We start from the raw sequence: 25,202 nt of genomic DNA on the forward strand, positions 1-25,202 counted from the left end.
GATTCGCCGCGAGGGGACGGCGAGGGCCCGGGTGGCGTGTCCCTCGCCGAGTGTGGGTCGCAGCGGAGGGCGGCGCGCACGCGTGACGGTGGGGGGCGGCGCGCGCCGCCGGCCGCACCCGCCTCCGGGGCCGTCACAGGATCGCCACCGCTGCCGCCGCTGCCGCCGCTCCCACCGCTGTCCCCGTCGTGCCCGGGAACGGCCCGGGAACGGCCCGGTCTTCGCCGGCAGCGGGACGCGTATCGCCTCGTCTCTCCACAGGCTGTGGACAAACTCTCGGCATCTCCGTCCCGTCCCGTCCCGTCCCGCCCCCGGAGGATGCCCCACTCGACCGGTGCGGGGCGTGCACCGGCAGCCACAGCTCCTCGAACGCGGGCGGTGCTCGCCTTCCGAACCCGCCGGCCGGGGTGGCGAGAAGTTGTCCACAGGCTGCGGAAAGCGGGTCGGCGATTGTCGGCGGCGCCCCCTACCGTCGACGCATGAGCTACCGCGATGTCGCTTCCCGGCAGGTCCTGACCTGGGCCCTGGTCGCCGTCGGCGCCCGCATGCCGGTGGCCATGGCCCCGCTGGCCCTGGTCTTCCTGGTCCGCGAGCGCCCCGGCGGCTACTCGCTGGGCGCGGCCCTCGCCGCCGCCTACGTCATCGGCGAGATCGCCGGTGCCCCCGTGCTGGGCATGCGCCTGGACCCCGGACGGGCCCGCCCGCAGCTGGCCGCCGGTCTCCTCGCCGGCGCCGCCGGCTTCGCGGGCCTCGGCGCGCTCCCCGGCGCGCCCGGTGCGCTGCTCGCCGCGTTCGCCTTCCTCGCCGGGGCCGCTCCCGCGGCGGCGCCCGGCGGGCTGCGCTCCCTGCTCACCTCGCTGGTCCCCGAACGCGCGGTGACCCAGGCGCTCTCCTTCGAGTCGATGCTCACCTTCGGCGTGTGGGCCGTCTCCCCGGCCGCCGTCACGGGCCTCGCCCTCGGCGCCGGCCCGTACCTGCCCCTGCTGCTCTAGGCCGCCCTGATGGCGTCGTCCGCCGCCGGTCTGTGGCTCCTGCCGGCCGGCTGGACGGCGGACGGGCAGGGCGGGCGGCACGGGCGGGGCGCCTCCCGGGCGCGCGTGCTCGCGCGCGCCTGGCCGGTGTACGTCACGGGCGCGGCCGGACTGTCCCTGCTGGCCCTCGCCGAACTGGTCCTGCCCGCCCTGCTCGAACAGCGCGGCACCGGCCCCGGCTGGGCGGGCCCGCTGCTCACGGCGATGTCGGTGGCCTCGGCCGTCGGCGCCTTCGTCTACGGCCTGCGCCCCTGGCCGGGCCGGCTCGCCACCCGCAGCGCGGTCCTGATCACGGGGACGGCGGCCGCGGTGACCGTGGTCGCCGTGGTACCGGCCGCCTGGGCGATGGCGGTCGCGCTGGCCGTGGCCGGACTGCTCCAGTCGGGCGCGATGCTCACCCGCAACCTGTCCCTGCGCGAGGTGCTCCCGCCGGGCGCCCTGGCCGCCGGCTACTCCGTCATGTACGCCGCCGTCGGCGCCGGTTACGCCGCGACCGGCTCCCTCGCGGGCGCCCTGCTGCCGCTCGCCGCGCCCTCCACGGCGATCCTGGCCGGGGTCGCCCTGACCCTGCTGCTGACGGCGGTCGGCTGGTGGGGCGAGAGACACGCCGGCCGGTCAGCGCAGCGCGCCGACCCGCCCGGGGTGCTCGCCACCCCCGCCGGTCCGGAAGGTCCGCCGGTACGCGGTGGGCGTGACCCCGAGCGCCGCCTGTAGGTGCTGGCGCATCGACTGGGCCGTGCCGAAGCCCGCTTCCCGGGCCACCTGGTCCATCGTCAGGTCGGTGGACTCCAGCAGGTGCCGGGCGCGTTCCACGCGCTGCTGGGTGAGCCACTGGCCGGGACTGATGCCGACCTCCTCGCGGAAGCGGCGGGTGAAGGTGCGCACCGACATGGCCTCCTGCGCGGCCATGTCGCGCAGTTGGATCGGCTCGTGCAGCCGGCCCAGCGCCCAGGCGCGGGCGGCGGTCGTCGTGGACAGCTGCGGGTCGGGGACCGGGCGGTGGATGTACTGGGCCTGGCCGCCGTCGCGGTGGGGCGGTACCACGGTTCTCCGGGCGACCTCGTTGGCGACCGCCGTACCGAAGTCGCGGCGGACCATGTGCAGGCACAGGTCGATCCCGGCGGCCACGCCGGCCGAGGTCAGCACGTCGCCGTCGTCGATGAACAGCACGTCCGCGTCCACCCGTACCTTCGGGAACATCCGCTGGAACCGCTCGGCGTCCGCCCAGTGCGTGGTCGCCGGGCGGCCGTCCAGGCGGCCGGCGGCGGCCAGCACGTAGACGCCGGTGCAGATGGAGGCGAGCCGGGTGCCGGGGCGCACGTGGGCGAGGGCGGCGGCCAGCTCGTCGGTGAGCCTGCCCTCGTCGTAGACGGGGCCCAGCTCGTAGGAGGCCGGCACGACCACCGTGTCGGCCGTGGCCAGCGTCTCGGGGCCGTGGGCGACGTGCACGGCGAAGTCGGCGTCCGTCTCGACCGGGCCTGGCGGCCGCACCGAGCAGGTCACGACCTCGTACAGGCGCCGCCCGTGCGCGTCCCGCGGCCGGCCGAAGATCCGGTGCGGGATGCCCAGTTCGAAGGGGAGCAGGCCGTCCATGGCGAGGACGGCGACCCGGTGCGGCCGGAAGGCCCCGGTGGACGTCATGGCCCGATCGTAACGAATGCTGTCCTCCGGGCCACTCGATGCGTGGGTACGCCTGCCGGAGGCTGGACGACGTGACTCAGACAAGCCCTGCCGCAGCCCCCGTCCAGGCCCCGCCCGCCCGGCGTCGCCGTGTGCACCGCGCCTGGTTCGTCGCCGCCGTCACGTTCGTCACGATCATCGGCGCCGCGGCCTTCCGCTCCCTGCCCGGCCTGCTCATCGACCCGCTGCACCAGGAGTTCGGCTGGTCGCGCGGCACGATCGGCGCGGCCGTCTCCATCAACCTCGCGCTGTACGGCCTCACCGCGCCCTTCGCCGCCGCGCTGATGGACCGCTTCGGCATCCGCCGGGTGGTCGCCGGCGCGCTCACGGTGATCGCGCTCGGCTCCGGGCTGACGGTGTGGATGACGGCGGCCTGGCAGCTGTGGCTGTGCTGGGGTCTGCTGGTGGGGCTCGGCAGCGGTTCCATGGCGCTGGCCTTCGCCGCGACCGTCACCAACCGCTGGTTCACCGAGCGGCGCGGCCTGGTCAGCGGCATCCTCACCGCGGCCTCCGCCTCCGGCCAGCTGATCTTCCTGCCGCTGCTGTCGTGGATCGTCGACCGTCACGCGTGGCGTCCGGCCGCGGTCACCGTCGCGCTGGCCGCGCTCGCCGTGGTCCCCTTCGTCTGGATCCTGCTGCGCGACCACCCGGCCGACGTGGGCGTGAAGCCGTACGGGGCACGGGAGTTCGTGCCGAAGCCGCCGCCCGTCACCGGCGCGGCCCGCCGTACGCTCGGTGTACTCTCCTCCGCCGTCCGCACCGGCACCTTCTGGCTGCTCGCCGGCACCTTCGCGATCTGCGGTGCCTCCACCAACGGCCTGGTCCAGACCCACTTCGTGCCCGCCGAGCACGACCACGGCATGCCCGTGACGACGGCGGCCTCGCTGCTCGCGGTCATCGGCGTGTTCGACGTCGTCGGCACGATCGCCTCCGGCTGGTTCACCGACCGCTTCGAACCGCGCCGGCTGCTCGCCGTCTACTACGCCCTGCGCGGCCTGTCCCTGCTCTTCCTGCCGATGCTGCTGGGCCCCGCCGTCCATCCGCCGATGGTCTTCTTCATCGTCTTCTACGGCCTGGACTGGGTGGCCACCGTGCCACCCACGCTGGCCCTGTGCCGCGAACAGTACGGCGAGGACAGCGCCATCGTCTTCGGCTGGGTGCTGGCCTCGCACCAGGTCGGCGCCGCGCTCGTCGCCTACCTCGGCGGCCTCGCCCGGGACGTCTTCGGCTCCTACGACGTCGTCTGGTACGCCGCCGGCACGCTGTGCGCCGCGGCGGCCCTGATGTCCCTGGTCATCCGGCGCGCCGCCCCGGCCGCCCCGGCACCCGCCGTCGCCTGACGCCGGGCCCGGGCGCGGACGGGGGCTCGGGGGCTACCGGGCGCGCAGGGCCTTGGCCACCGCCCGCCCGATCCTGCCCGCGTCGATCGCCAGCTCCCGCAGCATCCCGCTGATCGGGTTGGTGAACCCGGTGAAGTACAGGCCGGGCGCCCGCGCGGACGTACGGGCGCCGTGCACCACCGGCCGGCCCCGCTCGTCCAGCACCCCGAGATGCCCGACCAGCCCCTCCAGCGCCCGCACGTACCCGGTCGCGGCGATGACCGCGTCGGGCGCGATCCGGTCGCCGTCGGCGAGGACCACCTTCCCGTCCTCGAACCCCTCCACGGCGGCCACGATCTCCACCGAGCCCGCGCGGACGGCGTCGATCAGACCGACGTCCTGCACCGGGATGGCGCCCTGCCGCGCCCTGCTGCACAGGCCGGTGTCCGGGCGCGGCAGCCCGTGCGCGGACAGGTCCGGCGTGCTCAGCCGCGCCAGCGGCCCCGCGAGCCGGTCCACGAGCCGGACCGGCAGCCGCCGGACCAGCACGCCCGAGTACTGGGAGGCCCAGCCCAGGGTCGACCGGCGCAGGATGTGCGGCACGGTGCGCACCGCCAGCCGCACCCGCGCGGCCCCGCCCTCCACCAGGTCCACGGCGATCTCCGCGCCCGTGTTGCCGATCCCGACGACGAGCACGTCACGGCCGCGGTACGGCCCGGCGTCGCGGTAGGCGCCGGCGTGCAGCAGCTCGCCCTCGTACCCCTCGCGGCCGGGCCAGTCGGGCAGGTGCGGGGTGTGGTTGTACCCGGTGGCGACGACCACCGCGCTGCCGGTCAGCTCCCGTCCGCCGGAGGCGCGCAGCAGCCAGCCGGTGCCGTCCTCGGTCCGCTCGACGCGGTGCACCTCCACACCGGTGACGATCTCCAGCTCGTGGTGCTCGGCGTACTTCTCCAGGTACCGCACCACGTTCTCCCGGGACACCCAGCGCCCGAACTTCCGGGGCATGGCGAGGCCGGGCAGCGCGGACAGCCGCCGGGTGGTGTGCAGGTGCAGCCGGTCGTAGTGCCGGCGCCAGGACGCCCCCACCGCCGCGGACTTCTCCAGGACCACCGCCCGTACGCCCCGTGCCCGCAGCGCCTGGGCGACGGCGAGGCCGCCCGGGCCGGCGCCGATCACGTAGACCGGGCGGTCCGCGGGCGTGGGCGAGAGGTGCACGGGGGCGGAACGGGAGACGGCCATGAGCGGGAGCGTAATCACCCACCCGCTTGATGGGTCTCGGTCAAGACCGGAATTGGTTGCGGATTGGTCACGCCTGTACGGGAACGGCGTCCGGGGTGTGAAGAAGGCGCGCCGGGCCCGGGGCGCCCGCCTCCTACCGCCGCCCGGTGCGGTGGCCGGTGACCTTCGCGATCCAGGCGATGAAGTCGCCGGGGTCGGTGTTGGCGCCGTGTCCCTGGTCCCAGTAGTAGAGGTGGTTCACGTCGTCGCCGAGGCCCGCCGCGGCGGCGGCCAGGTTCGCGGACACCGTCAGCGAGGTGTCGGTGTCCTTGGTGCCGAGCCGGATCCACCAGTGCTTCGAGCGGTGCGGGTTGGGCTTGCGCACCAGGTGGTACATCGGGTTCATCAGCCGCAGCAGCTCCGGGACGTCGGCGTCGAGCCGCTTGCCGCCGGTGCCCGTGGTGTCGTGCGCCAGGCCGTACTCGGTGAAGTGGCGGGCCGCGGTCGTGCCCGCGCCGAACAGGTTGTTCTCGCCGGTCGACAGGTCGAAGGCGTCGAAGGCCGGGGCGGTCTTCTTGCGGGTGCCGACGTGGGCGAGGAAGCCGTCCCAGGAGAAGGCGGCCTTCTTCCCGTCCCAGCGGAGGAAGGTGTGCGCGGCCAGGTACGCCGTGCGGTCGGCGTCCGGCAGCGCGGCGAGGTACGCGGTCGCCGACGGCTCCAGGTACTGCCGGAGGAGGTAGTCGTCGTAGTTGCGGGCGGTGAGCGGGCCGAAGCCGCCGAGTCCCTTGAGCCCCAGGGACGCCTGGTACTCCGCGAACAGCGCCCGCAGCCGGCCGGAGACGGTCCGGTCGACCGTCGTGCCGGTGGACTGCGTCGCGTTGCCGCCCCAGTTCCACTCGTAGGCGCCGTCGGCGTGCTCCAGGTCGGTGATCGGGCACCAGGCGCCGACGGCGAAGACCGCGTCGGAGGCGTCGGCGGCGCCCAGCTCCGCCAGGCGGGAGGCGTACAGCGGGCTGTCGCCGGAGGCGCCCAGCAGCGCGGAGAGGGCCCCGCCCGCGCTGGTGCCCGCGGAGACGATCCGGTCGGTGTCGCCGGGGATGCGGCCCTTGTTGGACCGCACGTACCGCACGGCGGCCTTCAGGTCGACGATCGCGGCGGGTGCGACGCCGTAGTACGTGCCGCTTGTGTCCTTGAGCGTACGGCCCCGGGCGCCCGGCTCGACCACGACGTACCCGGCGGCCAGGGCCAGCCGCTGGTTGGTGGCGAGGGCGCCGCCGGTGGCGTTGGTGTTGCCGTTGGCGCCCGGGGCGGACGCGGCCGGCGAGGGGCTGCCGGAGGGCGTGCCGCCCGGCGTGCCGCCCGGCATGCCGCCCCCGCCGCCCATGCCCCCGCCGCCGACACCGGTGGCGCCGGCCACCGAGGACGGCATGTAGCCGCCCACGGAGTTCGCGAACAGGATCGGCGCGTCGGAGGCGTCCACGGCGGTGCCGTCGATCTCGACCGGGACGCTGACGTTCAGGCTCTGGTACGTCGCGTCGACCGGGTGGGCGACGTAGGTGAGCGCCTTCCAGAAGTGGTAGGTCACGGAGTGCTGGGTGCCCTTGGTGTCCGTGACGGTCGTGGTGAGCCTGGTGTACGCGTCCGGGTCGAACACCAGCGGGTCCGCGGACGACGACGCGGCCGAGCCGTCCGACGCCTGTGCGTTCAGGGCGATGCCGCCCGCTGCCGCCGCACCGGCGGTGGCGCCGATGCCCATCACGACGGTCCTCCGCCTCACTGCCCTGTGCTTCACCGTGCTGCCTCTCGTCTCGCCGGGTACTGCCCTGGTGCTTGCGAACGTAGGGCTGTGCCGACAAAATCGTCAACAATCTACGGGTGATTCTGGGCGGACTCACAGGTGGGCGGACTCACGGGCGGGCGGGCGGCCCGGAGGACGCCGGCGGCCGGACCGCCGCGACCGCCTGGCGGAACAGCCTCCGGCCGGCCCTCACGGCCACAGCAGCGCCCTGCTCCAGCCGAACCCCGAACTCCGGTATTCCAGCCGTACGTGCCGCCGCTCCGCGTCCCCCTGGAAGAACTCCACGGTCTCCGGGCGCAGCCGGTACAGGGTCCAGGTCGGCGACGGCTCGCCGGGGTTCTCCCGGGCCCGCTGCCAGGCCGCCTCCGACGCCTGCCGCAACTCCGCCGTGGAGGACAGCTCCTCGCTCTGCCGGCCGGTCAGCGCGGCGGCCAGCGCGCCCGTGGACCGCGCGTGCAGATCGGCCTGGCTCTCCTCGGCCGGGGCCTGCGTGACCGGCCCCCGTACCCGCACCTGGCGGCCCAGCACCGGCCAGTAGAAGGCCAGGGCCGCGTACGGCCGGGCGCTCAGCGCACGTCCCTTGCGGCTCGTGGAGTGCGTGGCGAAGGACCAGCCGTCCGCGTCGGCGCCGTGCAGCATCACGATCCGTACGTCCGGCCTGCCGTCCTCGTCCACGGTCGCCAGGGACATGGTGTGCGGCTCCGGCTGGCCCGCCGCCACCGCCTCGGCGAACCAGCCGGTGAACAGGGGCAGCGGAGTGGGCGGGGCGGTCTCCGGGTCGAAGGGGCGCAGCTCCGTGACCTCGGAGTCCCAGACCCGCAGCGAGCGGAGGAGTTCGTGAAGATCCTTGTGTGCCATGGGGCGAGTATCACCGCCGGTCCGCTCCTCACTCCCCTCCCCGCACCGCCGTGCCCGGCGGTCCTTCTCGGGATCTGCCCGAATCAGTGGTTCCTAGAGCATCGCCAGGCGTTCCACCAGCAAGAACGCGCCGATGCCCAGCATCGCCGCGCCCGAGGTGCGGGTGACCGCGCGGGCTGCCGAGGGGCGGGCCGAGAGGAGGGTGCGGGTGAGGGTGCCCACGGTGAGGTAGACGGCCGCGCAGCAGGCCATGTGGAGCAGGCCGAGGGCCGCCGTCTGGGCGGGGACGGGGAGGCGGTGGCCGTGGAGGGTGAGGAACTGCGGGAGGACGGAGAGGTAGAGGAGCAGGCCCTTGGGGTTCAGGCCGCTGATCGTGGCTCCCCCGAGGAAGAGCCGGCCGTCGGGCGCCGGGGTGCCGTCCGCCGGTGCGCCGGCCGCCGCCCCCTTGCCGGCCGCGGTCGGGACCGCCGGGCGGCGCAGCACGCCCCAGCCGAGCCAGAGCAGGTAGCCCGCGCCCGCCACCGTCAGGGCCGTCAGCAGCCGGGGCGAACCCGCCACCAGGACCGCGAGGCCCGCCGCCGCCAGGACGGTGTGCAGGGCGTAGCCGCAGACCAGACCCGCCACCGCGCGCGCCACCGGCCCTCCGCGCAGGGCGGTGGTGACGACGTACGCCCAGTCGGCTCCCGGTACGCACACCAGCAGCAGGTCGACGAGGAGGAAGGAGAGGAGCAGCCCGGAGTCCATGCTGGGGAGATTAGGCGCGAATGGCCCGAAAGTGTTCCCGAGGTTTGCCCATGATCGCGAACTCTGCGCAAATATCTACTTCATGGACGACGTAGACCGAAAAATCCTTGCCGAGCTCCAGCAGGACGGGCGGCTGACCGTCACGGAGCTGGCCGCCCGCGTGCGGCTCAGTGTCTCGCCCTGCCACCGGCGGCTGCGGGAGCTGGAGCGGGCCGGCGCCATCCAGGGCTACCGCGCGGTGGTGGACCCGGCGGCGCTGGGGCTGAACTTCGAGGCGCTGGTCTTCGTGTCCATGCGGCAGGAGGACCGGGAGACGGTCGCCGAGTTCGAACGGGCGGTCAGCGAGCTGGAGCACGTACTGGACGCCCAGCGGCTCTTCGGCGAACCGGACTATCTGCTCCGGGTGGCCACCGCCGACCTGGCCGCCTTCCAGCGCCTGTACGACGAGCGGCTGGCCGCGCTGCCGGGGGTGCAGCGGCTGACGTCGACGCTGGTGATGAAGCACGTGGTGCGGGACCGCCCGCTGCCCGCTTGAGGGGACCGGCGATGGCTCACCGGGTGAACCGCGGTCCGACAGACAGGACTTGGACTCAAGGGGCTGGAGAGGCGTGAGGGCCCTGCGGGGTCAAAGGGATTCAAGTGGCGGGAAGAAAAGGGGGGCGCGCCTACTTGGACGGCTTCTTGCCGGTCACGCCCAGGTGGACCAACAGTGCCAGGTTCGGCTTCAGTTCGGCCTGCTTCACACCCCCGGAGGTGAACCCCTTCTGGTGGGCCGCCACCGCCGCGAGCATCGCGACCAGCGCACCGGCCACCGCCGCCGGGTTCACGTCCTTGTCGACCCGGCCCTTGGACTGGAGTTGGGCGATGGAGTCGGCGAGGGAGTTGTTGACCGAGTTCAGGATCTTCATGCGGATCTTGTAGAACCGTTTGTCCCCTTCGGCCGCGCCCAGGTCGACCACCCGCAGGATGGCCTCGTTGCTGCGCCAGAACTCCAGGAACCCGTCCACGAGTTCCTGGGCCGTCTGCCAGCCCGACTTGCCGGTCCAGGTGCGTCCTTCCAGGAGTTCGGCCAGTCCCGCGCCCTCGGCCGCCATCCGCTCGGCGACCTCCAGGACGGCGCCCTCGACGTCCGGAAAGTACTGGTAGAAGGTCGCGGGCGAAGTGCCCGCCTTCCGGGCGACATCGATGACCTTGACGTCCCGGTAGGGGGAGGAGCTGAGCATCTCGCTGAGGCAGTCGAGCAGCTTCTGCCGGGTCGCCTGCCCACGCCGGCCGGCCACGCGGCCGTCGACGGTACGCACTTGTCCTGTCATGTCGTCAGCTTACCGAGGGGTGATCGGAGCGCGATTCGGCCGACTGCAAATGGGGTGCGCGGGGACGGCGGGGGTGGTGTGCCTGGTCTGCGGGGTGGGCGCGGCCCGGTTACTTTGACGGCATGGCCGAAAACAGGGCATCCGCCGACGAAGAGGTGTACAGGGAGGGCGTCCCCTGCTGGGTGGACGCCCAGCTGGCCGACGTCGAGGCGGGCAAGCGGTTCTACGGTGAGCTCTTCGGATGGTCCTTCGAGGAGGCGTACGGCTCCTCCGTGTGGGCCCGGCTGGGCGACGACCGCGTCGCCTCGCTGGCCCCCAAGACGGACGGCCGCATGCCCACGGTCTGGACGGTCTCCTTCGCGACCTCGGACGCGGAGGCCCTCGGCCGGCGGATCACGGCGGCCGGCGGCCGGGTGGTCGTCGCGCCCTTCCCGGTCGGCGATCTCGGCACCGCGGCCCTGGCCACCGACCCCGAGGGCGCGGTGTTCGGCCTGTGGCAGCCCGGCACCCACCGGGGCTTCGGCCGGCGGCACGAGCCGAACACCTTCGTCTGGGCCCAGCTCTACACCCGGGACACCGCCGCGGCCAACACCTTCTACGGCGGCCTCTTCCACGACGCCCTCTTCGGCGCCGGAGCCGAGCCGGACTTCGGCCGCGCGGAGGTCACCGAGGTGTTCCCCCCGGAGATGCCCCCGCACTTCCTCGCCCACTTCCGGGTCGCGGACCTGGACGACGCCCTCGGCGCCGTGGGGCGGCTCGGCGGGCGGGTGCAGGCGCCACCCTTCGAGACGTCGTACGGACGGGTGGCCGTCGTCACCGACAATCAGGGGGCGTCGTTCGCTCTGCTGCGGCGCTGATTCGTCCGCTTTGGAGTGAGACACCCCGATGTGTCACCGGGTTCGCAACCAGCCGCCCGGCCAGGAAGAATCGGGGTGCGTGCCGCCAGGGCGGTGCGGTGGTGAGACGCTGCACTCCGGTCGCGTACATATGGAGAGTGGCGCGGCTCGTACGGGGAGGTGGCAGGCAAGTGGTGGATCAGCTGACGCAGCACGATCCGCGGCGGATCGGGCCGTTCGAGGTGCTGGGCCGGCTGGGGGCCGGCGGCATGGGGCTGGTCTATCTCGCGCGCTCGGCGTCCGGCCGGCGCGTGGCGATCAAGACGGTGCGCACCGAGCTGGCCGAGGACCAGCTCTTCCGGGTCCGCTTCACCCGCGAGGTGGAGGCGGCCCGCGCGGTCTCCGGCTTCTACACGGCGGCCGTGGTCGACGCCGACCCGAGGGCCGCGGTGCCCTGGCTGGCCACCGCCTACGTCCCCGCGCCCTCGCTGGAAGAGATAGTGAACGAGTGCGGGCCGCTCCCGGCCCAGGCCGTGCGCTGGCTCGCGGCGGGCGTCGCCGAGGCCCTCCAGTCGATCCACGGCGCCGGACTGGTCCACCGCGACCTCAAGCCGTCCAACGTGCTCGTGGTCGAGGACGGCCCCCGGGTGATCGACTTCGGCATCGCCTCCGGCGTCTCGAACACCCGCCTGACGATGACCAACGTCGCCGTCGGCACCCCCGCCTACATGTCTCCCGAGCAGGCCAAGGACTCCCGTAGCGTCACCGGCGCCAGCGACGTCTTCTCCCTCGGCTCCACCCTCGTCTTCGCGGCCACCGGCCACCCGCCCTTCCACGGCGCCAACCCGGTCGAGACCGTCTTCATGCTGCTGCGCGAGGGCCCGGACCTCACCGGCCTGCCGGACGAGCTGCGCCCGCTGATCGAGGCGTGCATGCAGATGGAGGCCACCGGCCGCCCCACCCCGGCCGACCTCCAGGCCCAGCTCGCCCCGCACCTGTTCGGCTCCGGCTCCGACGACAGCGGCACCGCCTCCGCCTGGCTGCCGGAGAAGGCGGTCGCCCTCATCGAGGCCCGCCGTGGCGGACGCCCCGCCGCCAAGCCCGCCCCGGCCCCGGCCGGCGGCCCGCGCAGCGGCGGCCGGCAGGCCGTGCCCCCGCCGCCCCCGTACGACCCGCCGGTCCCGACGCCGGTGCCCGCCCCGGCCGGCGCCCCCGACACCGGTCCGGTCCGGCTGGCCGGCGCCCAGGTGCCCATCGGCCCCGGCCCCCGTGTCGCCGACGCCCGCGCCGCCGCCGTCAAGGCACCCCCGCCCGAGGCCGGCCTGGTGGCCAGCTGGTCCCGGCCCCGCCCCGGCGTGGCCGGCGCCGACCCCGCCGTACCGCCCGTCCCGCCCGCGCCCCCGGAGGCCCCGGCCGGCTGGCGGCCCTGGCGGTTCCGGATGTCCAACGACGTCTGGGGCACCCCGTCCGTCGACGGCGACCTCGTCTACGTCACCTCCTTCGAGGTGCACGCCCTGGACGTCGCCACCGGCCGGCGCCGCTTCAAGACCCGGGACGTCGCCTGGTCCATGGCGGTGGCGGACGGCCGTATCCACGCCTCCGACGGTCCCACCCTGTTCGCGCTGGACGCCCGCGAGGGCACCGATCTGTGGCGGCTGTCCACGGACGCCTGGGTGTACTCGCTCAAGGCCGACCGCGGCACCGTGGTCACCGGCACCCGCGGCGGCGGGGTCCAGGCGTGGGAGGCGGCCAACGGCCGGAAGCTGTGGGAGATCACCGGCTGCCAGACCGACTTCGAGTCCCCCGAGGCGGGCCCGGTCGTGCACGACGGCACGGTCTACGTCTGGCAGGACGCCCGGCTGCGCGCCCTGGAGGCCCGCACCGGCGAGGAGCGCTGGTCGTACCCCATCGGTGACGCGGCCTCCTGCGGCGGTGTCCCGGTGCGGCTCGCCCCCGCCGACGACGGGTACGTCTACGTCTCCGCCGGTACCCGTGTCCTCGCCTTCGAGGCGGCGAGCGGCATGGTCCGCTGGCACTTCGAGGCCCCGGCGGTCTTCCTGTGCCCGCCGGCCTTCACCCCGGGCCCGGCCGTCACCGGCGGCGGCGTCTACCTCGCGGACTACCTCGGCACGGTCTACGCCCTCGACGCCACCGACGGCCGCGACCGCTGGCGCATCGCCACCGAGGCCCGCTCCTCCGTCGAGCCGGTCCTGGTCGCCGCCGGGCACGTGCACGTCGGCAGCGGCAACGGCCTGTACACCCTGGACGCGGTCACCGGCACCCCCAAGTGGCGCTTCCAGGCGGGCGGCGACGTGGTGGGCGCGCCCGCCGTGGCGGAGGGCCGCATCCACTTCGGCTCCACCGACCACCTGCTCTACACCCTGAAGGCCGACGACGGCCGGCTGCGCTGGAAGCTCGCCACGGGCGGCGAGATCACCGGCTCCCCGGTGGTCAGGGACGGCGTGGTGTACGCGTGCAGCAAGGACCGGTGCGTGTACGCGCTGGACGCGGAGAAGGGCACGGGGACCTCGCGGACCGCGTGAGGAGAGGGGGACGGCCGTCGTACCGGTCACACGGAAGGGCCTCGGACGGCGGCCGTCGTCACGGGGGAGCGGTGCCGGGCACCGTTCTCACGGCAGACGCTACGCCGGGTGCGCAAAGGCCGCCACACAGCGACATGACCCTGACAGGGAGATGGTCGGTGCGGGCGGCCGGCGGAAAAGGGGAGCTGCGGCGCGGCGGACGTGACCGGACCCCGGACACACCTCGGCCGCGACGGCTCCCCCTCCGCGCCGCCGCGGCCGATCCCCGTCCGGTGAAAGGTCTTGTCAGGCCGTTTCGTCGGTGGCGTGCGAGTTGTCCGGCGTGGCCTCCGCGATGCCCTCGTCCCCGGCGGCGGTGAGCTTCACCGGCTGGATGGTGGCGTGGCTGTTCAGCGTGGTGATCTCGCCGGCGTCGGTGCTCGCGGCCACCGGCGCCTGGGCCGTCTTGTCGTTGCTCATGACTTCGCTCCCCTGAAAGTTCTCGATGCGGTGGGCTGAAGACAACCGCCCGGCAGCTCCCCCGAGGGCCGTCGGACGGTTGTCTCCGGGCCGCTACACCCTACGGTGCGGCCGCGTGCCGACCCGCCTGCCCCCCGACGCGACGGTTCGACAGGAACAGAGTGGCGCGGAGCGATAAACGAACGATGAACGCCCTTGCGCCGCTCAGGCGATGGCGTGGTTGAGCAGCGCCCTGACCTCGGCGGCCTCGGCGGCCTCCATGGCCTCGAAGATCGCGAGGGCCTCCTGCCAGCAGACCTGCGCCCGGCCCCGCTGGCCCAGTCCGTTCAGCGCGCGGCCCAGTACGGTGAGCGCGTTCCCGCGCCGCCACTCGCCGCCCACACCCCGCAGCAGGGTCAGCGCGGTCTCGGCGTTCGCCGCGGCCTGCGCCGGGCGCCCGGCCGCCAGGTCGAGCTCGGCGAGCCGGAAGAGCGACATGCCCTCCCACAGCCGCTGCCGGCTGTCCCGGAACACCGAGAGCGCCTCCTCGAGACGCTCGGCGGCCTCCTCGTAGCGGCCGCACTGGGTGAGCGCGAGCCCCAGGGCGTAGCGTCCGTTGGCCCCCTTCCAGGCGTGCTCCATGGCGTCGTACATGTCGGTGCCCTGCTGGGCCAGGGACACCGCGCTCGTGGTGTGGCCCATCGCCAGGTGGATGCGGGAGAGGTTGCACAGGGCGCTGGCCTCGCCGGCGCGGTCCCCGCACGCGCGGAAACTGTCGATGGCCCGGCTCAGGTGCTCCTCGCCGTCCTCCAGCCGGCCGTGGTACAGCGCGATGATGCCCAGCATGTTGGACGCCCAGCAGCGGGGGAGGCGGTCCCCCGCCGCGTCCGCGAGGCGCAGCGCCTCCCTGGCCTCCTCGTCGGCGAGCTCGAACCGTCCCGTCAGGTGGTGGCCGTTGGCCAGGGTGACGAGCGCGCGCGCCTCCACGCGCTGGTCGGCGGCATCCCGTGCGGCGGCGCGGAGGGAGGCGCCGGTCGCCTCGTACTCCCTGGAGTTGGCGCCCGACTCGGTCAGGTCGATGGCCGCCCACAGCAGGTCGACGGCGCGCCGGAGGCGGTGGGACGACGTCGACTGCCGTACGCACGCCAGCAGGGACGTGGCCTCCGCGTACAGCCAGTCGCGGGCCAGGTCCCGGTCGTCGAAGGCCAGACCCGGGTACGCCGTGGACTCCAGGTGGTCCACCAGCCGGTCCCCGGGCCGCTCGATGGCGTACACCCCGGCCGCCGTCGCCAGGTAGAAGTCCAGCAGCCGCGACATCGCCGCCTCGCGCTCGCTCGGCGGCTGTTCGTCCCGCTCCGCGCACGCGCGGGCGTACAGGCGTACCAGGTCGTGGAAGCGGTACCGGCCGGGTGCCGCGGACTCCAGGAGGGAGGTGTCGACCAGGGACTCCAGCAGGTCCTCGGTGTCGTCGGCCGGCAGGTCCAGGGCGGCGGCGGCCGCCGCCAGGGAGATGTCCGGGCCGTCCGCCAGCCCCAGCAGGCGGAACGCGCGGGCCTGGGCCGGCTCCAGCTGTCCGTAGCCCAGTTCGAAGGTGGCCTTCACCGCCAGGTCCCCGGCCTGGAGCTCGTCCAGCCGCCGGCGCTCGTCCGCGAGCTTGGCCGCCAGCACCGAGACCGTCCAGGTGCGGCGGGCCGCCAGGCGGGAGGCCGCGATGCGGATGGCGAGGGGCAGGAAACCGCAGGCCGCCACCACGTCCAGGGCGGCCTCCCGTTCCGCCGCCACGCGTTCCTCGCCCACGATCTTCGTGAACAGCGCCAGTGCCTCTTCGGGGGACATCACGTCCAGGTCGACCAGGTGGGCGCCGGCCAGGTCGAGCATGCGGACCCGTGAGGTGACCAGGGCCGCGCAGCCCTCGGTGCCGGGCAGCAGCGGACGTACCTGGGCCGCGTCCTTGGCGTTGTCCAGCAGCACCAGGACCCGCCGGCCGTCCAGGACCGAGCGGTACAGGGCCGCCCGCTCCTCCAGGGTGTCCGGGACCGCGGAGTCCGCGGTGCCCAGGGCGCGCAGGAAGGAGCCCAGGACGGTCTCCGGTTCGGCCGGGCGCGGGCCCGCCCCCTGGAGGTCGACGTACAGCTGGCCGTCGGGGAAGGAGGCGCGGGCCCGGTGGGCCACGTGCACGGCGAGGGTCGTCTTGCCGACGCCTCCGATGCCGGCCAGCGCCGACACCGCCATGACCCGGCCCTCCGCCTCCGACGCCGAGGACAGCACCTCGCTCAGTTCCGACACGAAGGCGGTACGGCCCGTGAAGTCGGGCACGGTCGCCGGCAGTTGCGCCGGGCGGACGGCGACGGCCGCGGGCTCGGTCACCGGGGCCGCGGGCTCCGCCAGCGCCGGGTCGGCCCGGAGGATGCGCTGCTGGAGTTCGCTCAGGCCGGGGCGGGGGTCCACGCCCAGTTCCTCGGCCAGGAGGCGGCGCGTGTCGGCGTACACGGCCAGGGCCTCCGCCTGCCGGCCGCTGCGGTACAGCGCCAGCATCAGCAGTTCGCGCAGGCGCTCGCGCAGGGGGTGGGCGGCCGTCAGGGCGGTCAGTTCCGAGACCGCCTCGGCGTGGCAGCCCTGCTCCAGGTCGAGGTCCAGGCGGGACTCCAGCAGGCCGAGGCGCCACTCCTCCAGCCGGGCCCGCTGCGCCTCGGCGTAGGGGCCGGGGACACCCGCGAGCGGTTCGCCGTCCCAGAGCGCGAGGGCCTTGTTCAGGAGGGTGCGGGCGTGGGCCAGGTCGCCGGCGCCCCGGGCTTTTTCCGCCTCCGCCGACAGGTCCTGGGCGACCACGACGTCCAGGGCGCCCTCGCGCAGCCCGCGCACGGCGTAGCCGCCGGACTCGCTGACCAGCACCCCGGGGTCGAGGACCTTGCGCAGCCGGGACGCGTACGTGCGGACCGCCGCCAGCGCCTGGGACGGCGGCTCGGACCCCCACAGCGCGTCGATCAGCTCCGCCGCCGTGGCCGTACGGCCCTCCCGCAGCAGCAGGGCGGCCAGCAGGGCGCGCTGCTGGGGGGAGCCGGTGCTGAGCGGCGCCGCGCCGCGCCAGGCCCGCACCGGACCGAGCACGCCGAAGCGCAGCGGGCCGGTTCCCGCGGTGGCCTCGGAGCCGGCCCGCCGCTGCTCGGGTACTCGCGGCCCACGGTCCATGCGTTCGTCCCCCTCGGCATCACGAACAACTCGCTCAGTTTGCCTTGTTCCGGGCGGTTGCGTCAGCCGTGGGAGACGCCGATCACAAGGCGGGGCCCGTGGTGCACAAGGCCCTCACACGGTCTTCGCACCGATGTCGCCCGGAACCCCCGGCTGACGAGCCGTCAAGTCGCTGCCGCGGCGGACGGCATGGTGGCCACGGCACCGAGTACGGCGGTGCGCGGGCGAGCCCCGCCGGGTGCCGGACGCCTGCGTTCCGCTTCCGCCGGGCGATACACCCCGGCCATGATCAGGGCGAACGTATGCTCAAGAGATGACGACTTCCGCGACCTCCGGAACCGGCCCTACCGAGAACTCCATGCGTCGCGCCCTCAAACGCGCCCGGGACGGCGTCGCCCTGGACGTCGCCGAGGCGGCGGTACTCCTCCAGGCACGCGGTGAGGACCTGACCGACCTCACCGCCTCCGCCGCCCGGGTGCGGGACGCGGGCCTGGAGGCGGCGGGCAGGCCCGGCGTCATCACCTACTCCAAGAGCGTCTTCATCCCCCTGACCCGGCTGTGCCGGGACAAGTGCCACTACTGCACCTTCGCCACCGTCCCCGGCAGACTGCGCCGCGCCGGGCACGGGATGTTCATGTCCCCCGACGAGGTGCTGGACATCGCCCGCAAGGGTGCCGCCCTCGGCTGCAAGGAAGCCCTGATCACCCTCGGCGACAAGCCGGAGGACCGCTGGCCGGAGGCGCGCGAGTGGCTCGACGCGCACGGCTACGACGACACCATCGCCTACGTCCGCGCCGTCTCCGTCCGCATCCTGGAGGAGACGGGCCTGCTGCCGCACCTCAACCCGGGCGTCATGACGTGGACGGACTTCCAGCGGCTGAAGCCGGTCGCGCCGAGCATGGGCATGATGCTGGAGACGACCGCCACCCGGCTCTGGTCCGAGCCCGGCGGCCCGCACCACGGCTCCCCGGACAAGGAACCGGCGGTCCGGCTGCGCGTCCTGGAGGACGCCGGCCGCTCCTCCGTGCCCTTCACCTCCGGCCTGCTCATCGGCATCGGCGAGACCTACGAGGAGCGCGCGGAATCGCTCTTCGCCCTGCGCCGGATCGCCCGCGCCTACCACGGCATCCAGGAGCTGATCATCCAGAACTTCCGCGCCAAGCCGGACACGGCGATGCGCGGCATGCCCGACGCGGAACTGGACGAGCTGGTCGCCACGGTGGCCGTCGCCCGGCACGTCATGGGCCCGAGCGCCTGCCTCCAGGCCCCGCCCAACCTGGTCGACGCCGAGTACGAGCGGCTGATCGGCGCCGGTATCGACGACTGGGGCGGGGTCTCCCCGCTGACCATCGACCACGTCAACCCCGAACGCCCCTGGCCGCGGATCGAGGAACTCACCGAGCGTTCCCGGGCGGCCGGCTTCAGCCTGCGTGAACGCCTGTGCGTGTACCCGGAGTTCGTCCGCCGCGGGGAGCCCTGGCTGGACCCGCGGCTGCGCCCGCACGTCTTCGCCCTCGCCGATCCGCGGACGGGCCTCGCCCGTGCGGACGCGGTCGTGACGGGGCGGCCCTGGCAGGAGCCGGAGGAGGTCTTCACCGCCACCGGCCGTACGGACCTGCACACGGCCGTCGACACCGAGGGCCGCACCACCGACCGGCGGGCCGACTTCGACGAGGTGTACGGAGACTGGGAGGCGCTGCGCGAGGCCGCCGCCCCCGGCATGGTCCCCGAGCGCATCGACGCCGACGTCCGCGAGGCGCTGCGCACGGCGGCCGACGACCCGACCCGGCTGACCGACGCCGAGGCCCTCGCCCTGCTGCACGCGGACGGCCCGGCGCTGGACGCGCTGTGCCGGGTGGCCGACGACGTGCGCAGGTCGGCGGTCGGCGACGACGTCACCTACATCGTCACCCGCAACATCAACTTCACCAACGTCTGCTACACCGGCTGCCGGTTCTGCGCCTTCGCGCAGCGCCGCACGGACGCGGACGCCTACACCCTCTCGCTGGCACAGGTGGCGGACCGCGCCCAGCAGGCGTGGGACGTGGGCGCGGTCGAGGTGTGCATGCAGGGCGGCATCCACCCGGACCTGCCGGGCACGGCGTACTTCGACATCGCCAGGGCGGTCAAGGAGCGCGTCCCGGGCATGCACGTGCACGCCTTCTCGCCGATGGAGGTGGTGAACGGCGCGACCCGGACGGGCCTGTCGATCCGGGAGTGGCTGACGGCCGCCAAGGAGGCGGGCCTCGACTCCATCCCCGGTACGGCGGCGGAGATCCTGGACGACGAGGTGCGCTGGGTGCTGACCAAGGGCAAGCTGCCCACGGCCACCTGGACCGAGGTGATCACCACCGCGCACGAGCTGGGCATCCGCTCCTCCTCCACGATGATGTACGGACACGTGGACCAGCCCCGCCACTGGCTCGGCCACCTGCGCACCCTGGCCGGCATCCAGCAGCGGACGGGCGGCTTCACCGAGTTCGTGACCCTGCCCTTCATCCACACCAACGCGCCGGTGTACCTGGCGGGGATCGCGCGTCCGGGCCCGACCACGCGGGACAACCGGGCGGTGACGGCGATGGCCCGGCTCCTCCTGCACCCGTGGATCCCCAACATCCAGACGAGCTGGGTGAAACTGGGCACGGAGGGTGCGGCGGAGATGCTGCGCTCCGGCGCGAACGACCTGGGCGGCACGCTCATGGAGGAGACCATCTCCCGGATGGCGGGCTCCTCCTACGGCTCGTACAAGTCCGTCCGCGACCTGGTGGCGGTGGCGGAGGCGGCCGGCCGCCCCGCGAAGCCGCGGACCACGCTGTACGGCGAGGTCCCCGAGGAGCGGCGGCGGGCGGCCGAGGCGTCCGACGGGCACCTGCCGGATCTGCTGCCGGTACTGGACTGAGCCTTCTCCGGGACTGAGTACGATGATCCGACCCCTGTGCTGAGAAGGGGGGACCCGTAGCGGAGGAGATGCGTCCCGTGGCTGCCCGACTGCCCTCGTGGGCCTGGGTCACCGGTCTGACGGCGGGGGCGACCGCGGCCGTCGTCGCCCTCGCCGTGCAGGCGGACCACGGGCCGCATCCCACGGCCGCCGTATCCCGGCCCAGCGCGTCGGCGTCGGCGAGCCCGCACGCCACCCTGACACCGAAGGCGCCGGCCGAGCACACCCTGCCGGACGCCTCCGGCGAGGGCCGCCGGATCGTGTACTCGCTGGGCGAGAAGCGGGTCTGGCTGGTGGACGCGACCGGCAAGGCGACCCGCACGTTCACGGTGTGGCCGGGCACGGTGAGCCCGCAGCCCGGCCGCTACTCGGTCACCCTGCGCACCCAGTCCCTCAAGGGCTCGGACGGGGTGGAGATCGAGCACGTGATGTACTTCACCAAGGTGGACGGGGTGAACGTCGCCTTCTCCAACGCGCTGGACGGCGCGTCCCCGCCCCCGGCGAACGGCCAGAAGCTCGGCGGCATCCGCCTCCACAAGGAGGACGGAGCCGCGCTGTGGGCGTTCGGCGACCAGGGCACGCGGGTGACCGTCGTCAACTAGCGTCCCGCCGGCCGGGGGGAAGCTGGTTGACGATCAGCGCCACCCCGGCGAGCAGGAAGATCCGGGTCGCCGCGTCCAGTCCGTTCCACGACTTGGACTGCCACATCGCGAACCACTCACCGCCGATCGCGATGAACCCGGCGCCGAAGAGCAGCAGCAGCATCAGCAGCCCGTAGGTGGAGAACCGCCGGGCACGGTCGTGCTCCCGGCGCGCCCAGAGCCACGTGCCCCACACCAGCACGACGGCCGCGACCGTCTCCCACGCGATGATCAGGACGTAGGCGGTGTCCTGGAGCGCGGTGCTGGTGATCGCCCGCCACATCAGGTCGTCGTCCTTGAACGTCGTGTCCATCGCCAGCACGTGCCGGACGAACTGCTGGTTGGTCCCGAAGTCGGTGATGTTCCCGAGCGCGACGAGCGCGATGTAGAGGGCGAGTATGCCGGTGAGCACCCCGGCGGCGAGGGTGCGGCCGGTGTGCTTCGTGGGGGTGGTGGGGGTCATGGTCATGCCCGGAATTCTTCCCGATCCCCCACCGCCGTCAGCCGGTTTCGGCCGCGAAGGCGACGAACTCCGCCCACGGGGCACCGGCCACGACCAGGTGGGCGCGGTCCTTGTCCTTGGAGTCGCGGATGTGGACGGTGGCGGGGGCTATGGCCACTTCGACGCAGTCGGGCTCGTCGTTGCCGCTGTAACTGCTCTTGAACCATGCCAGCTTGGAGGCGGTCATGTTCCTTCTCCCAGAACCTTCTCGATGAATGCCATCGACTCCCGGGGCGAGAGAGCCTGCGCCCGGATCATCCCATAGCGCATTTCCAGGATCTGGACTTCCCTCGGCTCACTGATCACTCGGCTGTTCCGCTCCGCTGCCGAGTACGCGAGTGTCTTGCCGTTCCTCAGCTTCAGCACTCGGAACGAGCCGCTCACACCCGCGTGATCCTCCAGATCCGTGGGCATGACCTGCAACTCCACGTGCCGCATCTGGCCGACGTGCAGGAGGTGTTCGAGCTGCCTGCGCAGTACGGCCCTGCCGCCCACGGGCCGGCGCAGCGTCGACTCCTCCTGGACGAAACTGAGCTGTGCCAGAGGCACGCGCTCGAAGACCGTCTTGCGCGCCATGCGCGCGGCCACGTGACCTTCGATCTCCTCCTCCGTGTACGCGGGCCTCCGCATCACGTACAACGCCTGCGCGTACTCCGGCGTCTGCAGCAGGCCATGGATGTGAAGCGCGGTGTACGCGCCCATCTCCACGGACTCGTCCTCCAGCTTCTTCAGGTCCCGGACCTGCTTGGGATACCGGGCCTTCTCCACGTCCTCCTTCATCGCGGACAGCTTCCCGCCCGCACCCAGCACCTCGTCCGCCGCGTCCAGGAACTCCGGCTGCGGAACGCGGACCGCGCGCTCCACCGCGGAGACCAGGTCGGCGCCGTACCCGATGCGCTCGCCCAACTCCCCCTGCTTGAGCCCGGCGGCCTCGCGCCACAGCTTCACCTGCCGCCCGACGGCCTTGAGTACGGCCTCGGCCTCGTCGTCCTTCATGTGTTCACCCTCCGTGCCAGGGTCGTCACGCGACAGCGTAGGGGTGTCCGGCCGCGCCGGCCGGGCTCCGGTACGAAGCGTTCACAGCCGGGCGGGAATGAGCCGCGGGGGCCGGTTCGTCCCCCTGAACGGACCGTTCCCGGTCGATTACAGTGCTGGGCGTCGCACAGACGGACGGTGCCCTGGGGAGGTCTCGTGAACGCGACATCCGGTGCCGTCTGGGGCCGTGCCGAACAGCAGGACTTCCGCAGCCGGGTGCGCGGGACCCTGCTCGGGGTCGCGGTCGGCGACGCGCTGGGCGGCCCGGCCGACCCGCTGTCCCTGGAGGAGATCCGTGCGGAGTACGGCGGCGAGGGGCTGCTGGACCTGGCCTTCGGGCACGGCCGGCGCGGCACGGTCACGCACCACACCCAGCTGACCCTGTTCACCGTGGACGGGCTGATACGCGCCCAGGTGCGCCGCGACACCGGCGCCTGGCACCCGCCGACCGATCTGCACCGGGCGTACCTGCGCTGGGCGGCCACCCAGCGGGACTGGGGGCCCGACGAGCGCCGCAAGGACGACGGCTGGCTGGCCCGGGAGGAGTGGCTCTACGCCCGCCGGGACCCGACCCGCCCGCTGCTCATCGGCTTCGGCGACCAGACCATGGGCACGCTGGAGACCCCGAAGAACCCGGGGGAGATGGGACCGGAGGCCGTCGCCCGCTCGGCGCCCTTCGGCCTGCTGGTCGGCTGGGAACCCCAACTGGTCGTCCAGCTCGCCGTGGAGTGCGCGGCCCAGAGCCACGGCCACCCGATCGCCTGCCTGTCGGCGGGCGCCTACGCCGTGATCGTGCACGCGCTGGCCCGGGGCGAGAGCCTGGACGGCGCCGTCCAGCGGGCCCTCGCCCTGCTCGCCGTCCGCCCCGGCCACCAGCCGGTCTCCGACGCCCTGCAGCACGCCCTCGGCGCCGTGCGGCAGGGCATACCCACCCCCGCCAGGGTGGAGGAACTGGCCGGCGACGGCACGGCGGACGGGCTGCTGGCCGCGTCCGTGTACTGCGCGCTGGTGGGGGAGGACGTACGGCACGGACTCTGCCTGGCGGTGAACCAGAGCGGCCCGTCCGCCGCCGCAGGGGCCCTCACCGGCGGCCTGCTGGGCGCCCTGCACGGCGAGACGGCCCTCCCGCCGGCCTGGCTGGCCGAACTGGAGGGCCGTCCCACGATGCTCGAACTGGCCGACGACTTCGCGATGGAGATGACCCAGGGCCCGGCACTGCACGGCCCCGCGGGGGCGTCGCCCGGATGGCTGGCGAGGTACCCGCGGGCCTGAGGCGGCGGCCGGGGCGAGCGCGCGGCCGGCCCCGGCAGCCCGCCCGCCCGCATCCCCGGCGGCGGCCCCTACGGCGCTCCCACCACGTCGTCCCCGGCGCTCGCGGCAACCGGCACGGCCCGCGCGGCGGCCCCGTCCCCGTCGGTGTTCACCCGCTCGATGACCGCCAGCCGCTCCGGGGTGTCCTCCGGCTTCAGGTAGCCGATGACGACGTACAGGACCAGGGAGACGGCGAGCGGTATCGAGACCTGGTACTGCAGCGGCACGCCGCCCTCGATCCGCCAGCTGATCGGGTAGTTGACCAGCCAGAAGGCCAGCAGGCCCGCCGCCCAGCTGGTGAGCGCCGCCGTCGGGCCGGAGCGGCGGAACGGGCGGAGCAGGCCGAGCATCATCGGGATCGCGATCGGGCCCATCAGTCCCGCCACCCACTTGATGACCACCGTGATGATGTCCTTGAAGGCGGGCGAGTTGACCTGGGTGGCGACCGCCATGGACAGGCCGAGGAAGACGACCGTGGTGACCCGCGCCGCGATCAGCCCCGAACGCTCGCCCCAGGCGCGCGCCCTGGCCGACAGCACGGGGGCGACGTCCCGCGTGAAGACGGCCGCGATCGCGTTGGCGTCGGAGGAGCACATGGCCATGGTGTGCGAGAAGAAGCCGACGATGACGAGTCCCAGCAGGCCGTGCGGCAGCAGCTGTTCGGTCATGAGGGCGTAGGAGTCGGAGCCGTCCGGCTTCTGCGCGTGGACGAGGAGCGGGGACATCCACATGGGGAAGAACAGGATCACCGGCCACAGGAGCCAGAGGACCGCCGAGAGCCGGGCCGAGCGCTCGGCCTGGAGCGGGCTGCCGGTGGCCATGTAGCGCTGGGCCTGGTTGAGCATGCCGCCGTTGTACTCGAAGAGCTTGATGAACAGGAACGCCAGCAGGAAGACGGTGCCGTACGGGCCGACCAGCGGTTTGCCGTGGCCGTGCAGCGCGGGTTCGTCCCAGGCGCCGAGGAAACCGATGTCCTTGTCGTTCAGCTTGACCACGACCGCGACGAACATGGAGATGCCGGCCAGCAGCTGGATGACGAACTGGCCGAGTTCGGTCAGCGCGTCCGCCCACAGGCCGCCGATCGTGCAGTAGACCGCGGTGATCGCGCCGGTGATGAGGATGCCCTGGTTCAGGGAGACGCCCGTGAACACCGACAGCAGGGTGGCGATCGCCGCCCACTTGGCGCCCACGTCCACGATCTTCAGCAGCATGCCGGACCAGGCGAGCGCCTGCTGGGTCGGCAGGTCGTAACGGTTCTTCAGGTACTCGAGCGGGGAGGCCACGTGGAGGCGCGAGCGCAGTCGGTTGATGCGCGGCGCGAACAGCTTCGAGCCGATGGCGATGCCGAGCGCGATGGGGAAGGACCAGGTGATGAAGGAGGTGACGCCGTAGGTGTAGGCGATGCCCGCGTAGCCGGTGAACATCACGGCGCTGTAGCCCGACATGTGGTGCGAGATGCCGGAGAGCCACCAGGGCATCTTGCCGCCGGCCGTGAAGAAGTCGGAGACGTTGTCCACGCGCTTGTGCGACCAGACGCCGATCGCCACCATCACACCGAAGTAGCCGATGAGCACGGCCCAGTCGAGACTGTTCATGTGCCCGATCGTGGGTCCGTCCACATGAACGCGACAAGCAACGGGAAGGTCAAGTCACCGTAAAATCGTTTCCTGTGATGACTCACGTTCATGAACATGAACACCGGTGGGAGTAGGCGTCTCTCGCCCGGCCGACCGGGCGGATACGCCTGTGCCCGGCACCGTCGGGAGGGACGGTGCCGGGCACAGGCGTCTGCGTGCGGCCGTTGCGCC

19 protein-coding genes and 1 pseudogene are annotated in these 25,202 nt (G+C 73.5%); 8 read left to right on the top strand and 12 right to left on the bottom strand.

Features of this window, described 5'->3' with window-relative positions:
- Positions 1 to 479 precede the first annotated feature (479 nt).
- Positions 480 to 1,745, top strand: a pseudogene (locus tag ABZ576_RS05240) (MFS transporter).
- On the opposite strand, the gene ABZ576_RS05245 reads toward ABZ576_RS05240, so the two are convergent.
- The gene (locus ABZ576_RS05245) at positions 1,647 to 2,672 is read right to left on the bottom strand and encodes a helix-turn-helix domain-containing protein (protein WP_360735969.1); all 1,026 of its coding nucleotides are present in this window, start codon (positions 2,670 to 2,672) and stop codon (positions 1,647 to 1,649) included. The pseudogene ABZ576_RS05240 and the gene ABZ576_RS05245 overlap by 99 nt on opposite strands.
- 71 nt (positions 2,673 to 2,743) lie before the next feature.
- On the opposite strand from ABZ576_RS05245, the gene ABZ576_RS05250 reads away from it, so the two are divergent.
- Positions 2,744 to 4,051, top strand: a complete 1,308-nt coding sequence (locus ABZ576_RS05250; RefSeq protein ID WP_360735972.1) for an MFS transporter — start codon at positions 2,744 to 2,746, stop codon at positions 4,049 to 4,051.
- 33 nt (positions 4,052 to 4,084) lie between these two features.
- Here the strand turns inward: ABZ576_RS05250 and ABZ576_RS05255 are convergent, their stop codons facing one another.
- The 4 genes from ABZ576_RS05255 to ABZ576_RS05270 form a co-directional block, all read right to left on the bottom strand.
- Complete coding sequence (locus ABZ576_RS05255; RefSeq protein WP_360735974.1) at positions 4,085 to 5,269, bottom strand: NAD(P)/FAD-dependent oxidoreductase; 1,185 nt, start codon at positions 5,267 to 5,269, stop codon at positions 4,085 to 4,087.
- Positions 5,270 to 5,402: 133 nt separating this feature from the next.
- On the bottom strand, positions 5,403 to 7,004 hold the full coding sequence (locus tag ABZ576_RS05260; protein WP_360735976.1) for a subtype B tannase: 1,602 nt from the start codon (positions 7,002 to 7,004) through the stop codon (positions 5,403 to 5,405).
- A gap of 231 nt (positions 7,005 to 7,235) precedes the next feature.
- Entirely contained in the window at positions 7,236 to 7,904 is a 669-nt protein-coding gene (locus tag ABZ576_RS05265) for a pyridoxal 5'-phosphate synthase (protein ID WP_360735979.1), read from the bottom strand.
- A gap of 93 nt (positions 7,905 to 7,997) precedes the next feature.
- Positions 7,998 to 8,648, bottom strand: coding sequence for a LysE family translocator (locus ABZ576_RS05270; protein WP_360735981.1), 651 nt, complete (start codon positions 8,646 to 8,648; stop codon positions 7,998 to 8,000).
- A gap of 82 nt (positions 8,649 to 8,730) precedes the next feature.
- Here ABZ576_RS05270 and ABZ576_RS05275 point away from each other — a divergent pair, with 82 nt between their 5' ends.
- Positions 8,731 to 9,183: an Lrp/AsnC family transcriptional regulator gene (locus ABZ576_RS05275; RefSeq protein ID WP_360735983.1), complete on the top strand. Its 453-nt coding sequence runs from the start codon at positions 8,731 to 8,733 to the stop codon at positions 9,181 to 9,183.
- Between the two features lie 130 nt (positions 9,184 to 9,313).
- Here ABZ576_RS05275 and ABZ576_RS05280 read toward each other — a convergent pair whose 3' ends face one another.
- The gene (locus tag ABZ576_RS05280; protein ID WP_360735986.1) at positions 9,314 to 9,961 is read right to left on the bottom strand and encodes a TetR family transcriptional regulator; all 648 of its coding nucleotides are present in this window, start codon (positions 9,959 to 9,961) and stop codon (positions 9,314 to 9,316) included.
- 122 nt (positions 9,962 to 10,083) lie between these two features.
- Between ABZ576_RS05280 and ABZ576_RS05285 the strand changes: the two genes are divergently transcribed.
- Entirely contained in the window at positions 10,084 to 10,818 is a 735-nt protein-coding gene (locus ABZ576_RS05285; protein ID WP_360735989.1) for a VOC family protein, read from the top strand.
- 170 nt (positions 10,819 to 10,988) lie between these two features.
- The gene (locus ABZ576_RS05290; RefSeq protein WP_360735991.1) at positions 10,989 to 13,340 is read left to right on the top strand and encodes a serine/threonine-protein kinase; all 2,352 of its coding nucleotides are present in this window, start codon (positions 10,989 to 10,991) and stop codon (positions 13,338 to 13,340) included.
- A gap of 285 nt (positions 13,341 to 13,625) precedes the next feature.
- On the opposite strand, the gene ABZ576_RS05295 is transcribed toward ABZ576_RS05290, so the two are convergent.
- Together ABZ576_RS05295 and ABZ576_RS05300 are read right to left on the bottom strand one after the other, a co-directional pair.
- Positions 13,626 to 13,799: a hypothetical protein gene (locus ABZ576_RS05295; protein WP_360735994.1), complete on the bottom strand. Its 174-nt coding sequence runs from the start codon at positions 13,797 to 13,799 to the stop codon at positions 13,626 to 13,628.
- Positions 13,800 to 14,003: 204 nt separating this feature from the next.
- Positions 14,004 to 16,967: a BTAD domain-containing putative transcriptional regulator gene (locus ABZ576_RS05300; protein ID WP_360735997.1), complete on the bottom strand. Its 2,964-nt coding sequence runs from the start codon at positions 16,965 to 16,967 to the stop codon at positions 14,004 to 14,006.
- A gap of 313 nt (positions 16,968 to 17,280) precedes the next feature.
- On the opposite strand from ABZ576_RS05300, the gene ABZ576_RS05305 reads away from it, so the two are divergent.
- Both ABZ576_RS05305 and ABZ576_RS05310 read left to right on the top strand, forming a co-directional pair.
- On the top strand, positions 17,281 to 19,866 hold the full coding sequence (locus ABZ576_RS05305) for a bifunctional FO biosynthesis protein CofGH (RefSeq protein WP_360735999.1): 2,586 nt from the start codon (positions 17,281 to 17,283) through the stop codon (positions 19,864 to 19,866).
- Positions 19,867 to 19,934: 68 nt separating this feature from the next.
- A complete protein-coding gene (locus tag ABZ576_RS05310) occupies positions 19,935 to 20,507 on the top strand; it encodes a hypothetical protein (protein ID WP_360736001.1) in 573 nt (190 codons plus the stop codon).
- Here ABZ576_RS05310 and ABZ576_RS05315 read toward each other — a convergent pair.
- The 3 genes from ABZ576_RS05315 to ABZ576_RS05325 are packed head-to-tail and all read right to left on the bottom strand — an operon-like array spanning position 20,500 to position 22,044.
- On the bottom strand, positions 20,500 to 21,009 hold the full coding sequence (locus ABZ576_RS05315; RefSeq protein ID WP_360736659.1) for a DUF2165 domain-containing protein: 510 nt from the start codon (positions 21,007 to 21,009) through the stop codon (positions 20,500 to 20,502). The genes ABZ576_RS05310 and ABZ576_RS05315 overlap by 8 nt on opposite strands.
- Before the next feature lie 37 nt (positions 21,010 to 21,046).
- On the bottom strand, positions 21,047 to 21,235 hold the full coding sequence (locus tag ABZ576_RS05320) for a DUF397 domain-containing protein (RefSeq protein WP_360736004.1): 189 nt from the start codon (positions 21,233 to 21,235) through the stop codon (positions 21,047 to 21,049).
- Complete coding sequence (locus tag ABZ576_RS05325) at positions 21,232 to 22,044, bottom strand: helix-turn-helix transcriptional regulator (protein WP_360736006.1); 813 nt, start codon at positions 22,042 to 22,044, stop codon at positions 21,232 to 21,234. The genes ABZ576_RS05320 and ABZ576_RS05325 overlap by 4 nt, the downstream gene beginning before the upstream one ends.
- A gap of 195 nt (positions 22,045 to 22,239) precedes the next feature.
- Here ABZ576_RS05325 and ABZ576_RS05330 point away from each other — a divergent pair, with 195 nt between their 5' ends.
- Positions 22,240 to 23,355, top strand: a complete 1,116-nt coding sequence (locus ABZ576_RS05330) for an ADP-ribosylglycohydrolase family protein (protein WP_360736009.1) — start codon at positions 22,240 to 22,242, stop codon at positions 23,353 to 23,355.
- A gap of 68 nt (positions 23,356 to 23,423) precedes the next feature.
- On the opposite strand, the gene ABZ576_RS05335 is transcribed toward ABZ576_RS05330, so the two are convergent.
- Positions 23,424 to 24,989, bottom strand: a complete 1,566-nt coding sequence (locus ABZ576_RS05335) for a sodium:solute symporter family protein (protein ID WP_360736011.1) — start codon at positions 24,987 to 24,989, stop codon at positions 23,424 to 23,426.
- Positions 24,990 to 25,202 lie beyond the last annotated feature (213 nt).

Origin of the sequence: Streptomyces sp. NPDC013455, assembly GCF_040632975.1 — a bacterium.
Lineage (GTDB): Bacteria > Actinomycetota > Actinomycetes > Streptomycetales > Streptomycetaceae > Streptomyces.